This window comes from Kitasatospora sp. NPDC086009 (assembly GCF_044540385.1).
In the GTDB taxonomy this organism is placed as follows: domain Bacteria; phylum Actinomycetota; class Actinomycetes; order Streptomycetales; family Streptomycetaceae; genus Kitasatospora.
The window spans coordinates 27,421-42,033 of record NZ_JBITSA010000011.1; the positions used below are offsets into that span (position 1 = coordinate 27,421).

11 protein-coding genes are annotated in these 14,613 nt (G+C 74.6%); 7 read left to right on the top strand and 4 right to left on the bottom strand.

What is annotated here, in order from left to right:
• The first annotated feature begins 175 nt into the window (after positions 1 to 175).
• The 4 genes from ACIF6L_RS24460 to ACIF6L_RS24475 all read left to right on the top strand — a co-directional run bounded on the left by ACIF6L_RS24460 (position 176) and on the right by ACIF6L_RS24475 (position 5,212).
• The gene (locus ACIF6L_RS24460; RefSeq protein WP_396491140.1) at positions 176 to 1,201 is read left to right on the top strand and encodes a segregation and condensation protein A; all 1,026 of its coding nucleotides are present in this window, start codon (positions 176 to 178) and stop codon (positions 1,199 to 1,201) included.
• Between the two features lie 425 nt (positions 1,202 to 1,626).
• A complete protein-coding gene (gene scpB / locus ACIF6L_RS24465) occupies positions 1,627 to 2,220 on the top strand; it encodes an SMC-Scp complex subunit ScpB (RefSeq protein WP_380392224.1) in 594 nt (197 codons plus the stop codon).
• Positions 2,221 to 2,289: 69 nt separating this feature from the next.
• Positions 2,290 to 3,795, top strand: coding sequence for a pseudouridine synthase (locus ACIF6L_RS24470; RefSeq protein WP_396491141.1), 1,506 nt, complete (start codon positions 2,290 to 2,292; stop codon positions 3,793 to 3,795).
• A gap of 433 nt (positions 3,796 to 4,228) precedes the next feature.
• Positions 4,229 to 5,212: a helix-turn-helix domain-containing protein gene (locus ACIF6L_RS24475; RefSeq protein ID WP_329490175.1), complete on the top strand. Its 984-nt coding sequence runs from the start codon at positions 4,229 to 4,231 to the stop codon at positions 5,210 to 5,212.
• 16 nt (positions 5,213 to 5,228) lie between these two features.
• On the opposite strand, the gene ACIF6L_RS24480 is transcribed toward ACIF6L_RS24475, so the two are convergent.
• The 3 genes from ACIF6L_RS24480 to ACIF6L_RS24490 all read right to left on the bottom strand — a co-directional run bounded on the left by ACIF6L_RS24480 (position 5,229) and on the right by ACIF6L_RS24490 (position 9,459).
• Entirely contained in the window at positions 5,229 to 5,591 is a 363-nt protein-coding gene (locus ACIF6L_RS24480; protein WP_329490176.1) for a DUF952 domain-containing protein, read from the bottom strand.
• Positions 5,592 to 5,700: 109 nt separating this feature from the next.
• Positions 5,701 to 7,281, bottom strand: a complete 1,581-nt coding sequence (locus ACIF6L_RS24485; protein ID WP_396491142.1) for a mucoidy inhibitor MuiA family protein — start codon at positions 7,279 to 7,281, stop codon at positions 5,701 to 5,703.
• 3 nt (positions 7,282 to 7,284) lie between these two features.
• Entirely contained in the window at positions 7,285 to 9,459 is a 2,175-nt protein-coding gene (locus ACIF6L_RS24490; protein WP_396491143.1) for a DUF4139 domain-containing protein, read from the bottom strand.
• Between the two features lie 402 nt (positions 9,460 to 9,861).
• On the opposite strand from ACIF6L_RS24490, the gene ACIF6L_RS24495 reads away from it, so the two are divergent.
• The 3 genes from ACIF6L_RS24495 to der all read left to right on the top strand — a co-directional run bounded on the left by ACIF6L_RS24495 (position 9,862) and on the right by der (position 13,673).
• Positions 9,862 to 10,947, top strand: coding sequence for a prephenate dehydrogenase (locus tag ACIF6L_RS24495; protein WP_329490179.1), 1,086 nt, complete (start codon positions 9,862 to 9,864; stop codon positions 10,945 to 10,947).
• A 300-nt stretch (positions 10,948 to 11,247) separates the two neighbouring features.
• Positions 11,248 to 11,961, top strand: coding sequence for a (d)CMP kinase (cmk, locus tag ACIF6L_RS24500; RefSeq protein WP_329490180.1), 714 nt, complete (start codon positions 11,248 to 11,250; stop codon positions 11,959 to 11,961).
• A 260-nt stretch (positions 11,962 to 12,221) separates the two neighbouring features.
• Entirely contained in the window at positions 12,222 to 13,673 is a 1,452-nt protein-coding gene (gene der / locus ACIF6L_RS24505) for a ribosome biogenesis GTPase Der (RefSeq protein ID WP_329490181.1), read from the top strand.
• A 200-nt stretch (positions 13,674 to 13,873) separates the two neighbouring features.
• Here der and ACIF6L_RS24510 read toward each other — a convergent pair whose 3' ends face one another.
• Entirely contained in the window at positions 13,874 to 14,536 is a 663-nt protein-coding gene (locus ACIF6L_RS24510; protein WP_396491144.1) for a hypothetical protein, read from the bottom strand.
• Positions 14,537 to 14,613 lie beyond the last annotated feature (77 nt).

The following is a 14,613-nucleotide window of genomic DNA, read 5'->3' on the forward strand; positions in this document are numbered from 1 at the left end:
GTGCCTTGCGGCGCTTGTGGTGCCGGTGGTGCTGGTGGGCTCGTGATGCCTCTGGGGGGCGCTGGGCCGGTGGTCCGGCGTTGTACCGGTGACCGGCGGCGCCCGGCGGTGCGTGCGGCGTGTCGGCGGCCCCGGCGCGGGGCGGGCGGCGGCCGCCGGGTGAAGATGGACCGTCATGCCGAGCACCCCCGAATCGCCCGCCGCCGGGTCCGTCGCTGCCGATGGGACCGCCGGATCCGATGCGTTCCTCGGGGTTGGCGGGTCGGGTGGGGCCAATGGGCCCGTCAGGTCCGGTGAGACCGTCGAGGCGGGCGTTCGCGTCGCTGCGGGAACCGATCCAGGTACGGCAGAGGGGTCGGCCGCGGCAGACGGGCCGGGGACGGCCGCCGGTTCGCCCGGTGGTGGCTTCCGGGTGCGGCTGGAGAACTTCGAGGGCCCCTTCGACCTGCTGCTGAGCCTGATCTCCAAGCACAAGCTGGACGTCACCGAGGTGGCGCTGGCCACCGTCACCGACGACTTCATGGCGCACATCCGGGCCATGGGCGCGAACTGGGACCTGGACGCCGCGACCGAGTTCCTGGTGGTCGCCGCGACGCTCCTCGATCTCAAGGCCGCCCGGCTGCTGCCGGCCGCCGAGGTCGAGGACGAGGAGGACCTCGCCCTGCTGGAGGCGCGCGACCTGCTCTTCGCCCGGCTGCTGCAGTACCGGGCCTACAAGCGCGCGGCGGCCCTGTTCGGCGACCGCTGGGCCGCCGAACTGCTCCGGCGCCCCCGGACCGTCGGACTGGAGCCCCACCACGCGCAGCTGCTCCCCGAGGTCGTGATCAGCATCGGCACGGAGCGGTTCGCGCAGCTGGCGGCGCGGACGATGGCGCCCAGGCCGGAGCCGGTCGTCTACGTCGACCACATCCACAGTCCGCCGGTCAGCGTGCAGGAACAGGCCGGGCTGGTGGTCGGGCTGCTCACCGAGCTGGGCGAGGCGTCCTTCCAGCAGCTGGTCGCCGACGCGCCGGACACCCTGGTGGTGGTCGCCCGCTTCCTGGCCCTGCTGGAGCTGTACCGGGAGCGGGTGCTCGCCTTCGAGCAGCCCGAGGCCCTGGGTGAGCTGCTGGTGCGCTGGGTGGCCGAGGAGGACCGGGGTGTGGTCGAGGTGACGGACGAGTTCGACCGGCCGGCCGGTGAGCAGAAGGAGGAGCGATGACGACTGGGGCGGACGGCGGGGAGCGGCGGGTGCGGCGTCCGCTCGGCGTGCCGGGGCAGCCGAGGGCCCAGGAGTGGCTGGAGCCGGCGCCGGGGGTGGTCGGGGAGGCGGCGGCCGGGGAGGGGGAGGTCGCTGCCGCGCCCGTGGTTCCCGTGACTCCTGGTGCTTTCGCTGCTCCTGGTGGGGCGGCTCCTGGTGGGGCGCGGGGGGTCGAGCCCGGTCCGGTGGCGTCCGAGGCCCTGGTGGTGCACCAGAAGTCGGCCCCGTCGACTTCCGGTGCGGGGGGAGGCGTGCGGGTGTCCGCGGCGCCTGTGCCTGTGCCTGCGCCTGCGCCTGCGCCAGCGCCTGCGGCGCCCGCGTCCGGGCCCGTCGGGCTTGAGGCGGCGGACCGGCCCGGGCTGAGGGCGGAGCTGGAGGCGATTCTGATGGTCGTCGACGAGCCCGCCCGGGAGGCCCACCTGGCGTCCGTCCTCGAACGGTCGCGGGAGGAGGTGGCGTCGGCGCTGCGTGAGCTGTCCGCCGAGTACACCGCCCAGGGCCGGGGCTTCGACCTGCGGCTGGTCGCCGGCGGGTGGCGGTTCTACACCCGGGCCGACTGCGCGGCGGCCGTCGACCGCTTCGTCCTGGACGGCCAGCAGGCCCGGCTGACCCAGGCTGCGCTGGAGACTCTGGCGGTCGTCGCCTACCGGCAGCCGGTGTCCAGATCACGGGTCTCAGCCGTCCGTGGTGTGAACTGTGACGGCGTGATGCGTACCCTGGTACAGCGAGGACTGGTGGAAGAGGCCGGATCCGAGCCCGAAACAGGTGCGATCCTGTATCGGACGACGAACTACTTCCTGGAACGGATGGGGCTCCGCGGCCTGGATGAGCTGCCGGAACTCGCTCCCTTCCTGCCCGAGGTCGACGACGTGGAAGCGGAGTCCCTGGAGGGCACGATGATCGCGGAGGCGGTCGCCGCCGCTGCCGCGCAGGCTGCGGACGGCAGTGGCGAAGCCGATCGGGCTCCGCTCGATCGATAGGGGGGCGGTGAGGTCGGCCGAAACGACCGCACAGCCCAATCCCAGACGGAACGACGTACGGACACTTTGATGCGTAGCAGTGGCAACGGCAGGAACAGCAGCGGCGGCGGCGGCGGTCGCGGCGGACAGGGCGGGGGCCGGAGCGGCGGCGGCTCCCACGGGGGCGGCGCGGGCCGTGGCGGATCGGGCGCTCCGCGCGGGGGCTCGTCCGGCGGCGGCTCGCAGGGCGGCGGTTCGTACGGCGGGGGTTCCTACGGCGGTGGCTCCGGCTCCTCGCGGGGCGGGTCCGGTTCGTACGGTTCGGGTTCGCGCGGCGGCTCGTCGAGTGGTGGTTCCTACGGCGGTGGCTCCGGCTCCTCGCGGGGCGGGTCCGGTTCGTACGGTTCGGGTTCGCGCGGCGGCTCGTCGGGCGGCGGGTCGTACGGCGGCGGGTCCGGCGCGTCGCGTGGCGGGTCCGGTTCGTACGGCGGCGGCTCTGGCGCGTCGCGCGGCGGGTCCTACGGCGGCGGGTCCGGCGCGCCGCGTGGCGGGTCCGGTTCCTACGGTCGGCGTGACGACCGCCGGGACGACCGGCGCGACGACCGCGGCTTCCTGGACCGCCCGCTGCGGCCCGAGGAGCGGCGCTACGACCGCCCCGAGTTCGGCGGCGGCCCCAACGCCACGCCGGCGCGCGGCGGCTACTCCGGGCGCCGTCCCAACCCGGCACCGCGGCCGCGCCGTGAGGGCCAGGGCGCCCCGGGCGACCCGCGCCGTCAGCCGCAGCGCTCGCGCGAGCTGCAGGCCAAGATCGAGGACGCCGTTCTGGCCCGGCACGACAAGCCGGCCGTGAACCTGCCGAAGACCGCCGGCGAGCCCGAGGGCGAGCGCCTGCAGAAGGTGCTGGCCCGGGCCGGCATCGGCAGCCGCCGGGCCTGCGAGGAGCTCATCGAGCAGGGCCGGGTCGAGGTCAACGGCAAGCGCGTCACCGAGCAGGGCAAGCGGGTCGACCCGCAGAACGACGAGATCAAGGTGGACGGCCTGACCGTCGCCACCCAGTCGTACCTGTTCTTCGCGCTGAACAAGCCGGCCGGCGTGGTCTCCACCATGGAGGACCCGGACGGTCGCCAATGCCTCGGTGACTACGTGACCAACCGGGAGACCAGGCTCTTCCACGTCGGTCGTCTGGACACCGAGACCGAGGGCATCATCCTGCTCACCAACCACGGCGAGCTGGCCCACCGCCTCACCCACCCGCGGTACGGCGTGACCAAGACCTACCTGGCCGCGATCCAGGGACCGATCCCGCGTGACCTGGGCAAGCAGCTCGCCAAGGGCATCGAGCTGGAGGACGGCTTCGCCCGGGCCGACAGCTTCAAGGTGATCTCCAACGTCGGCAAGAACTACATGGTCGAGGTGACCCTGCACGAGGGTCGCAAGCACATCGTCCGCCGGATGCTGTCCGAGGCCGGCTTCCCGGTCGAGAAGCTGGTGCGCACGCACTTCGGCCCGATCGCGCTGGGCGACCAGAAGTCCGGCTGGCTGCGTCGTCTGACCAACCCCGAGGTCGGTCAGCTGATGCGCGAGGTCGGCCTGTAGGAATCTGTGGACCGGTCGATAGAGGGGTTCCTCTGTAGACCGGTCGACATATTCTGGCGATCTCTGTAGACCGGTCTGCATAGTTGGGGGCGTTTCTGTGGACCGGTCTGCATAATCGGGGGCCGGTTCTGTAGACCGACCGACATATTCGCGGAGCGTGTCTGTAGACCGGTCTGCATAATCCGCGCGAGCGGGACTGCGTCGGTAGACCGGTCTACATATTCGGTTGTTTCGGGAGGGTCTCCCCGTCGAGTGGCGGGGAGGCCCTCCTGCTGTTCGGCGGGTCCTGCTGTGAGCAAGGACGCATCGCCTAGTCATCGCCTTGTCAGCGCGATGATCCGTGGCCGAAGATTGCCACCTGACCACGACCCGCCGAGTGGCGGGACTGCGCCACCGGGGGCGCGGGCGGGAGTCGAGACGGGGGAGCGGCGTCGTGTCCGATGCACCACTCAGCACACTGGGACTGGCCGCGCCGGACGGTCAGGTCTACGCGGCGCTGGTGGCCAACCCGCAGTCCACCGCGGAGGACCTCGCGACCTGCTGCGGTCTGACACTCCAGCAGAGCGTCCGCGCGCTGGACCGATTGGCACAGCAGGGCATGGCGACCAGGGCGCCGGTGGACCGCCACCGCTTCCTCCCGGTGGCGCCCGATGTCGCGATCGGCACGCTGATCGGCCATCGCGAGTCCGAGCTGCGGCACGCCAGGGCCGAGATGCACCGGCTGATGGACGCCTTCCGGGAGGCCTCGCGCTACACCGACCCGGCGCACTCGGTCGAGGTGCTGACCGGCGGCGAGGCGATCGCCCAGCGGCTGGAGCACATCACCGAGACCAGCCAGTACCAGGTCCGCGGCTTCGACTGCCCCCCGTACATCCAGGACCCGGTCGCCAACATCCCGCTGCAGCGCGAGCGGATGCGGGAGGGGCTGCGGTTCCGGACCATCTACGACCGGGAGGCGGTCGCCTGGCCCGGTCGGCTGGAGAAGAACATCCTGGCCGGCGTCGCGGACGGCGAGGAGGCGAGGGTCCGGCCGGTGCTGCCGATGAAGATGATCATGTCGGACGACCGGATGGCCATCATCCCGATCAGCGTGGGCGACAGCGTCCTCGACGCGGCCTACGTGATCCACCCGTCGGCGCTGCTCCAGGCCCTGGACACGCTGTTCGAGGCGGAGTGGGAACGGGCGGTCCAGCTCCAGTCCGCGATCGGCGCCGCCGAGGGCGCGCTGGAGCCGGAGGCCGACCACCGCAAGCTGCTCGGCCTGCTGGCGGCCGGCCTCACCGACGAGTCGATCGCCCGCTCGCTCGGCTGGAGCGCCCGGACCACCCAGCGCCGGCTGCAGAGCCTGATGCGCGAGCTGGGCGCCACCACCCGCTTCCAGGCCGGAATGGCGGCCCGGGAGCGGGGCTGGCTGTAGCCGGGCCGGTGGCGGTTCAGCTCCAGGGCGTGAGGTTCGCCCAGTGGCCGTCCGGGCCGCGCTCGACCTTCTCCAGGCCGACCACGGCGGACCGGTTCAGCCGCCCGTAGATGTGCGGGAACAGCACACCGGGGGTGGCTCCGGGCGGCGGTGCGCCGTTCGGGGCCTCCCACTTCACCATCGGTTCCACCAGCGACTCCTCGATCAGCAGCACCATCAGCGGACCGGGAGTGTCGGCGTAGAAGGCGTTGGCCACCGCGAGCGCCGTCCGCTCGTCCGCCGAGCAGTGGATGAACCCGTCGGTGAGCAGCGAGGCGGTGGCGTACGGCCGGCCGGGGTCGGCCAGCCAGTCGTCGAGGGGGGCGAGGTGCAGGATCATGTTCCTGTTGTACCTGAACGGTCGTCACGGCGAGGGCGCGGCCGACCGGGTTCGGGCGCCGGTGTCACAGGTGATGGTGTCGCAGGCAGTGGGGTCACAGGCAGTGGGGTCACAGGCCCGCCACCTTCGCGGAGGCGGAGATCTCGTACACCAGCGTCACCGTTCGGCGGGCGCCCGGGCCGAGCGGGAGGTCCCAGCGGACGATGCCCTCGGTGTCGAAGGCGTCCGGAGCCGGGGAGCACTCCTCCTTGCGCAGCCGCACCTCGACCGCCGAGACCTCGGAGACCGGTACCCGCTCGCGCACCGTGACCAGCTGCTCGTCCCGCTCCTCCGGGCCCGAGAAGCGCGAGATGTGCAGCCGGACCGTCCGGGTGGTCACCGAGCGCTGGGTGAGCCCCGCGGTGCCCTGCCGTTCGTCGGTCTCCCGGACCACCCGGTAGCCGTCCGAGCTGCCGAACGCCAGCTCCGCCTCGGCGCCTGCGGCGGTGAAGGGCAGCTCGCCGCGGCCGGTGAAGCCGCTGCCGCGGATCAGTTCCACCGGGCCGGCGAGCAGCGCGTGCCCGGCCGCGTTGCGGAACCGGACCACCTGGGTCACCAGCGGCGACAGCTCCGGGGCGCAGGCGTACTCGCCGGTGGCGGGCGCGGTGAAGGAGCCCAGCGGCACCCGGTGCGCCCGGCCGTCCGAGGGCACGGTGGCCGGCGTGGGGGCCCGCAGGATCCGGACCTCGCCGCCGTCGTCCACCCCCGGCACGGCCTCGGACGGGCCGAGGGTGCTGATCGTCTCCTCGCGCAGTTCGACCTCGACCGTGCGCCGCTCCTCGGCGCTGCGCTCGCGCAAGGCCAGCACGTCCTCGCTGATCGCGGGCGGTGCGGTGGCCAGTGCCGAGCGGGCGGTGGAGAAGGTGAGCCGGGCGCCCGTCCAGTCCTCGCCGGTGCGCTGCCAGACCACCGCCTCGGACTCCAGGTGGAGCGACCCCTCGGCGAGGGTGGCCCGGTAGGAGGGCCGCCAGACTGCGCACGGCACCAGGTGGCTGACGGTCAGCCGGGCGGGTCCTGCGGCGGCCGCCTCGACGGTGAGGTCCAGGTGGGCGACCAGCTCGGCGGGCGCCTCCTCGGCCTCGTCGAGGGCCGTCCGGGCCTCTGAGCGCTCGACCTCCAGGTCGCGCAGCCGGGAGTGGGCGGCCCGCAGCTCCTCGCCGTACCGCTCGCGCTCGGCGTCCACCCGGTCCAGCTCGCGGGCCCAGCGGGCCCGTTCGACCTCGCCGGCGCCGGCGCCCTCGCCGACCTCGCGGAGCAGGTCGGCGGAGAGCTGGGCGAGCAGGGCCAGCCGGGCCTCCAGGCGGTGGCGCAGCTGGTCCTCCTGGCGGGCCCGCACGTCGAGCTCGTGGACGCGGTGGCGCAGCGCTGAGTCGTCCGGACCGGGCGCCAGCGGGGCGCGCGGGGTCCAGGCGCGGACGATCCGGGCGTCCAGGACGCGGGGGCCCGCCACGCCGGGCGACTCGGCATCGGCGGGGACGAGGCCGGTGGCTTCGGCCCGCAGGGTCCGGTCGACGGCGAGCGCGGTGATCGGGCCGAGGCGCAGCCGCTGGACGCCCGCGGCGAGGTCGACGGTCACGGCGCGCTCGACCTGGCTGCGGTCCTCCAGGCAGGTGACGGCGGTGACCGGGAGGGGGATGGTGTCGCTGCTCATCGTTCAGTTCCTCCGGTTTCCACCGACGATGGCCTTTCCGGCCGGGATTCTGATCTGGTACCCGCCGTCGAGTTCGGCCCGCCCGCCCGGCGGCAGTTCGACCCGCCAGAGCCGGCTGCTCGGCGGGCACTCCGGGGAGGGGACGGCGGGCGCGTGCCAGTCGGCCCGTTCCTCGATCCGGATCTCGCTGTCCGGGGTGACCGGCACACGCTCGCGGACCTCCACGGTGACGGCGTGCCCGAGCCGGTTCGCGAGCTCCACGTGCACCCGGTGGTCGAGCACGGTGCTGGTGTTCAGCATGCCCGTGGTGGACTCGTGTAGCTCGGTGCGGCGCGCGACCTCGACGCTCTCGGTCACGCCGGTGCCGAGCCGGCACGTCCCGCCCGGCGCGAGGGTGGGCAGGGCGGCGGTGAGCAGGAACTCGTCGTCGACGGTGACCTCGACCGGACCGGCCAGCACGGCGTGGGCCGTCCCGTTGGCCAGTACCAGCGTCCCGTACACCTTCTCCTCGACGGAGGGGACGGTGACGTACTCGGGCCGGACGGTGACCGGGATCTCGCCGATCGTGACCGTGTGCCAAGTGCCGTCGGACGGGATGTCGGCGGGGGCGGCGGCGTCGAAGCGGTGGTCGAAGGAGCCGGCCGAGGCGCGCGGCGGTACGGCGTGGCGGGGGAGCGGCAGGCCGCTCAGGGTGGAGCCGGTGGGGGTCGGGCGGGTCGGGGCCGTGGGGTGGAGGGTGCCCCGGCGGGCGGCGGGCTCGTCGGGGCCGGCCAGGACGAGCGTGGGGTAGTCGAGCAGCGTGGCGCCCGGGGCGGGGGGAGCCGGGGGCGCGAGCGGGGCCGCGGCGGCGCCGAACTCGTCGGCGAACGCGGCCTCGGCCGCCCCGCCCGTGGCGGAGCGGCGCGCGGAGCGGTCCCGGCGGCCGAGCGGCGCGGGGGCCGCGGCGGCCGCCGGCGGGGGCAGCGGGGCACCGGGCTGCGGGGCGCCGGGCTGCGCGGGCGGCGGCCCGCCGTAGCCGGCGAAGCCGAGGGACGGGGCGGGCGCCTCGAAGGCCTGGACGCCGCCGCGGGTGCCGCCCGCCAGGGGTGCGCCGCCCGGTGCCATCGGGGCGGGGGGCGGTACGGGGCGCGGGAGCGGGGCGGCGGCCCCGACGGGGACCGGTCCGCTACGGCGGGGCTCGGGGCGGGGGCCCACCGCGTCGTAGCCGGTGAAGAGGTCGCTCAGCCCGGCCGGGGGCTCGCGCCAGCCGGAGGGCGGCGGGGCGGGCTGGCTGCGGCCGATCCGCAGCGAGCGCAGCTTCGGCAGGTCGGTGCGCCGTTCCAGGTCGGCGGTGGAGAGGGCGAGGCGGACGCCGGTCCAGTCCTCGCCGGTCCGCTGGGCGACGGAGGCGCGCAGGACCAGCCGGCCGGTGTCCGAGCCCTGCTGGTAGGAGAGCCGGTAGGCGGGCACCCAGCGGGCGGCGGGGACGCCGTACTCGAGTTCGATGTCGATCTCGGGGGCGGGTGCGGTGTCCTCGGGCCGGGAGTTCGCGGGCGCGGGAGCGGTGAGGGTGAGCAGGACGGTCGCGGAGGTCTCGACCGGCCGGGCCGGTCCGGCGGTGGACGAACGCGCCAGCCGGTCGGCGAGCGTCTCGGTCGCGTGCTCGGCCCGTTCGAGCTCCTCGGCCAGCTCGTCGGCGCGGAGGTGGAGCCGGGTGAGCCGCTCGTCGACGAACTCGGCCAGCTCCAGCCAGGCGTCGGCGGGCGTGCGGCGGAGCGGTTCGTCCCGGCGGTGGGCCGGCGGGACGGCGCGCAGCGCGGTCGTCTCCGCGATGGTGTCGAGGACCAGGCGCTGCCGCTCGCGGACGGCGGACTCGTGTTCCCGGGCGGCCTTCAACCGGCTGTGGAGCTCGGGGAGTTCGTCGAGGGAGCGGAGTTCGGCGACCGGTTCGAGGCGGGCCTCGGTGACGGCGGTGCCGGGCGGGCCGGAGAGCACCCGGGCCCGCAGCGACCGCCCGTCGAGCACCTGCGGCAGCCCGGTCAGCCGCAGTCGCCCGCCGGGCGGCAGGGCCACCCGGGCGCGCCGGCGGCAGACCGCGCCGACGGCGTGGACCACGACGGAGTCGAGCTCCGACGGATGGGCCGGTACCGCGGTTCGGTCGGACTGCTGTTCGTCGTCTGCCCTGTGCTGGTCGTCCACCCGGCCTACCCCTTCGTTCGCGCCGCTCGCGCCGACGGCGCGCTGCCGCCCCCTGGGCGGTCAGTCTGCCTCGCATCGGCGCGGGCGTCCTCGGATTTCGCCCGTGCTCGGCGTGTACGGCGTGCGTGTGCGGCGGTGTGTGTCCGCGCGTGTGCGGTGCGTGCGTGCTGGTGCGGTGCGTGGTGCGGTGTCCTGTGGTCGCGGTGTGTCGTGTTCGCGGTGCGGTGCGGTGCGGTGCGGTGCGCGTGCGATGTGGTGCGCGTGGTGTCGCGTCAGGGGGGACGGAGCCGGTGGCCGCGCGGTTGCGGTCGGCGGGGGTGGACTGTGGCCGCGGGGGTGGTGGGGATGCGAGAGGATGGGCGGGCACGTCCAGGCCAGCCCCTTGAGGAGAGCCACCCCGCCATGCGCACTGCCGCCGTCGTCGGTACCGGACTCATCGGCACCTCCGCCGCCCTCGCCCTGACCGGACGCGGGCTGACCGTTCATCTGGAGGACGCCGACCCGGACGCGGCCCGTACCGCCGCGTCGCTCGGCGCCGGCACCACCGAGCCGGCCGACGGTCCGGTGGACCTCGCGATCATCGCGGTGCCGCCCGCCCTGGTCGGCAAGGTGCTCGCCGACTGCCAGCGGCGCGGACTGGCTCGCTGGTACACCGACGTGGCCAGCGTCAAGGACGGGCCCAGGGCCGAGGTGGCCGCGCTGGGCTGCGACACCGTCCACTACATCGGCAGCCACCCGATGGCCGGCCGCGAGCGCTCGGGCCCGCTGGCCGCGCGCGCCGACCTGTTCGAGGGCCGGCCCTGGGTGCTCACCCCCACCGCCGACACCGACACCGAGACGCTCAACGCCGTCCTGGAGCTGGTCGCCCTCTGCGGCGCGATGCCGATCGTGATGGACGCCGCCGCGCACGACCGGGCCGTCGCCCTGGTCTCGCACGCCCCGCAGCTGGTCTCCTCGCTGGTCGCGGCCCGGCTGGAGAAGGCCGACGAGACGGCCATAAGGCTCTCCGGCCAGGGTGTTCGGGACGTCACCAGGATCGCGGCCTCCAACCCGGGCATGTGGGTGGACATCCTCTCCGCCAACGCCGGCGCGGTCGCCGACATCCTGGAGGAGGTCGCCGTCGACCTCGGCGAGACCGTCGCCGCCCTGCGCTCGCTGCAGGCCACCGAGGAGGGCGAGCGCCGAGCGGGCGCGGCCGGGATCGAGACCGTGATGCGCCGGGGCAACGCCGGCCAGTCGCGGATCCCCGGCAAGCACGGTGCGCCGCCGACCCGGTACGAGACGGTGGCGGTGGTCCTCGGCGACCAGCCCGGCGAGCTGGGCCGGCTCTTCGGCGAGGTCGGCGCCGCCGGGGTCAACATCGAGGACGTCGTCATCGAGCACTCGTCGGGGCAGCAGGTGGGCTTCGTCCAGCTGTCGGTCGCGCCGGGCGCGGTGACGCCGCTCACCGTGGCGCTCCGGGCGAGCGGCTGGAGCGTCCGGGACTGAGGACCGGTACCCGAGGGGCCGGTGCGCGGCCGCCGGTAGGGGTGCCCGGCCGGTGCGGGGGCCGGATCAGGGGCCGGTTCGCGGGTCGGTACGCGGGCCGGTGCGGGTGCCGGTCCGCGGGCCGGTGCGGGGGCGGCGGTACGCGGCCGGCACGGGGCCGGTTCCGGTGGAACGGAGCACCGGGGCGGGGTCTGGCGCCGGTCCATTAACCTGGAGGGAGACATCCCCCGGTTTCAGGCTGTGCGGCTCGCGCCGTACAGGATTCAGGTTCGGGCTCAGGCCCAGAGAGAGGTTCGCCCCGTGGACACTGCCGACCGAGCGCACGCCCCGGTCGTCGTCGCCATCGACGGACCCTCCGGCTCCGGCAAGTCGACCGTCTCCCGGGCGGTCGCCGCCCGGCTGGGGCTGAGCTTCCTGGACACCGGCGCCATGTACCGGGCGCTGACCTGGTGGATGCTGGCCAACGACGTGGACATCGACGACCCGGAGGCCGTGACCGTGGCCTGCGGCAAGCCGGTGATCGTCTCCGGCACCGACGCGGCCGGCCCGACCATCACGGTGGACGGCCAGGACGTGTCCGGCCCGATCCGGGGGCCCGAGGTGACCGCGCAGGTCAGCGCCGTCGCCGCGGTGCCCGCCGTGCGGACCCGCCTGGTGGAGCTGCAGCGCGGCTGCGCCGAGGTCGCCGAGCGCGGCATCGTCGCCGAGGGCCGGGACATGGGCAGCGTGGTGTTCCCGGACGCCACCGTCAAGATCTTCCTGACCGCCTCGGTGGCGGCCCGGGCCGAGCGGCGGGCGGCCGAGCTGCGCGCCAAGGGCGTCGACGAGGCCACCATCGCCGAGATGGCCGCCGACCTGGTCCGCCGGGACAAGGCGGACTCCTCGCGCGAGACCGCTCCACTGACCCAGGCCGCCGACGCCGTCCTGGTGGACACCAGCGAACTCAGCCTGGAGCAGGTCATCGGCACGATAATCATGCTGGTGGAGGAGCGGGCCGGGCTGTCGGCGGTCTGAGCCGCCACCGGGCGCCGCCCGGGGGTCCCGTCCCCCGCGCTGTCCGGGATCCATCACTCCGGGCCCACCGCCCGGTGCACACCCTCCGCGGCCTTCGCCGGTCGCGGCCCGCTGTTCGGGAGCGCCCACGGGGCGCCTCCCTGGAAGTACGGAAGCGCCCGCGGGGCGCCTTCCTCGAAGTACTCGCGCTGCCCCGACCGGGGCAGGTACGCACGGCACGCCCCTGGGAAGGGCCGCGCCGGGAAACGGAAAACACGAACATGACCGCAGAGCACTCCGCCACCGAGCACGGTGAGCTGGACGCCGCCGAGTACGCCGAATTCATGGCGCTCGCCGCCGAGGAGGGGTTCGACCCCGAGGACGTCGACGGGCTCGGGGGCGCCGACCACGCGCCGCTGCCCGTGCTGGCCGTCGTCGGCCGCCCGAATGTCGGCAAGTCGACCCTGGTGAACCGCATCATCGGCCGCCGCGAGGCCGTCGTCGAGGACAAGCCGGGCGTCACCCGCGACCGGGTCAGCTACGAGGCCACCTGGAACGGCCGCCGCTTCAAGGTCGTCGACACCGGCGGCTGGGAGATCGACGTCCTCGGCATCGACGCCATGGTGGCGGCGCAGGCCGAGCTGGGCATCGAGACCGCCGACGCGGTGCTGTTCGTGGTCGACGCCACCGTCGGTGCCACCGACACCGACGAAGCCCTGATCAAGATCATTCGCCGGGCCGGCAAGCCGACCGTGCTCTGCGCGAACAAGGTCGACGGCCAGTCCACCGAGGCGGAGGCCGCGTACCTGTGGTCGCTCGGCCTCGGCGAGCCCTTCCCCGTCTCCGCCCTGCACGGCCGCGGCTCCGGCGACCTGCTCGACGCCGTCATGGCCGCCCTGCCCGAGGCCCCGCCGCAGACCTTCGGCGTCGCCGCCGGCGGCCCGCGCCGGGTCGCGCTGATCGGCCGGCCCAACGTCGGCAAGTCCAGCCTGCTCAACAAGGTCGCCGGCGAGGAGCGGGTGGTCGTCAACGAGCTGGCCGGCACGACCCGTGACCCGGTCGACGAGATGATCGAACTGGGCGGCAAGACCTGGAAGTTCGTCGACACCGCCGGTATCCGCCGCCGGGTCCACCTGACCGCCGGCGCGGACTTCTACGCCTCGCTGCGCACCTCCGCCGCCCTGGAGAAGGCCGAGGTCGCGGTCGTGCTGGTCGACGCCAGCGAGACCCTGGCCGAGCAGGACACCCGGATCATCTCGATGGCCGTCGAGGCCGGGCGCGCCGTCGTCATCGCCTACAACAAGTGGGACCAGCTCGACGAGGAGCGCCGCTTCTACCTGGAGCGCGAGATCGAGCGCGATCTCGTCCAGGTGCAGTGGGCGCCCCGGGTCAACGTCTCGGCGAAGACCGGCCGGCACATGGAGAAGCTCGTCCCGGCCATCGAGACCGCCCTCGCCGGGTGGGAGACGCGCATCCCGACCGCGCGCCTGAACGCCTTCCTCGGCGAGCTGGTCGCGGCGCACCCGCACCCGATCCGCGGTGGCAAGCAGCCGCGCATCCTGTTCGGCACCCAGGCGGGTACCCGCCCGCCGCGCTTCGTGCTGTTCGCCTCGGGCTTCCTGGAGGCCGGGTACCGCCGCTTCGTCGAGCGCCGGCTGCGTGAGGAGTTCGGCTTCGTCGGCACGCCGATCTCGATCTCGGTGCGGGTGCGGGAGAAGCGCAAGCGCAAGTAGTCGCCGCCGCTGCGCCCGGTCGGCCGCCGCGCCCTAATGGCGGGCCGGTCGGCCCGGTGGTCCGGTGGTCTGTCGGCCGGGGGGTCGACGGAACGCTTGGACAGGAGGGCCCCCGCCGTTTCGACGGCGGGGGCCCTCCTGCGTGCGGGGGCGGGTGCTCCGGCGGGTGCGGGCCGGTGCGGGCCGGTGCGTGGGACGGGTCAGTGCTGGTCGCTGCTGCGGCCCGGGGGGAGCGAGAGCAGGTTGCGGTGGCGTCCGCCGGTGGCCGGACCGGCGGTGCTGCCGCTGCCGTTGCTCATCACCGGCGCCGGTGCCGGTGCCGGGGCGGGCATCGGGTGCGGCACGGGCCCCAGGTAGCCGGCCGCGACCCAGCCCTGGCCGTTGGCGAACTGGGCGGCGGGCTGGGCGGGTTGGCCGACCTGGCCGAGCCCGTCGCTGGTGGGGTCCGCGGGAGTGTGCGGGGCCCCGGTGTGCTGGGTGCCGGTGTGCTGGGTGCCGGTGTGCTGGCTCGCGGTGTGGTGGGCGTGGTTGGTGTGGGTGCCGCTGCTGTGGGTGCCGGTGCTGTGGGTGCTGCCGGTGTGGTGCCCGGTGTGGCCCTGGCCGTTCTGCTGGTTCGGCATGAACTGGGGGAGGCCGGCGGCCTGGCCCGCGTACGTCTGGAACGCCTGGTGCTGCGGCGGGTACGGACGGGGCTCGGCGAGCACCGGGTAGCCGTCGCGGACGGCGAAGCCCGCGAACCTCAGGTTCTCCTCGCCCGAGCGGTCGCCGGGCAGCGCGCGGAACAGCCGCCGGTACTCGGAGTACAGCTCGTCGTAGATCGGCGTGGCCGAGTGCGGGTGCTCAGCGTCGAACGACGGGCGCATGCCCGGGATCACTCGGGGGGCGGTGGTGGACCGGCGGTGGGATGCGGAGACGTCGTAGCTGTACACACAGGGGCCAA

Excerpts from the sequence above, each read along its gene's own strand:
- ACIF6L_RS24510 (WP_396491144.1), bottom strand. The coding sequence starts at position 14,536 with ATGCGCCCGTCGTTCGACGCTGAGCACCCGCACTCGGCCACGCCGATC.
- ACIF6L_RS24480 (WP_329490176.1), bottom strand. The coding sequence starts at position 5,591 with ATGATCCTGCACCTCGCCCCCCTCGACGACTGGCTGGCCGACCCCGGC.
- ACIF6L_RS24485 (WP_396491142.1), bottom strand. The coding sequence starts at position 7,281 with ATGAGCAGCGACACCATCCCCCTCCCGGTCACCGCCGTCACCTGCCTG.
- ACIF6L_RS24460 (WP_396491140.1), top strand. The coding sequence starts at position 176 with ATGCCGAGCACCCCCGAATCGCCCGCCGCCGGGTCCGTCGCTGCCGAT.
- ACIF6L_RS24495 (WP_329490179.1), top strand. The coding sequence starts at position 9,862 with ATGCGCACTGCCGCCGTCGTCGGTACCGGACTCATCGGCACCTCCGCC.
- der (WP_329490181.1), top strand. The coding sequence starts at position 12,222 with ATGACCGCAGAGCACTCCGCCACCGAGCACGGTGAGCTGGACGCCGCC.
- scpB (WP_380392224.1), top strand. The coding sequence starts at position 1,627 with ATGGTCGTCGACGAGCCCGCCCGGGAGGCCCACCTGGCGTCCGTCCTC.
- ACIF6L_RS24470 (WP_396491141.1), top strand. The coding sequence starts at position 2,290 with ATGCGTAGCAGTGGCAACGGCAGGAACAGCAGCGGCGGCGGCGGCGGT.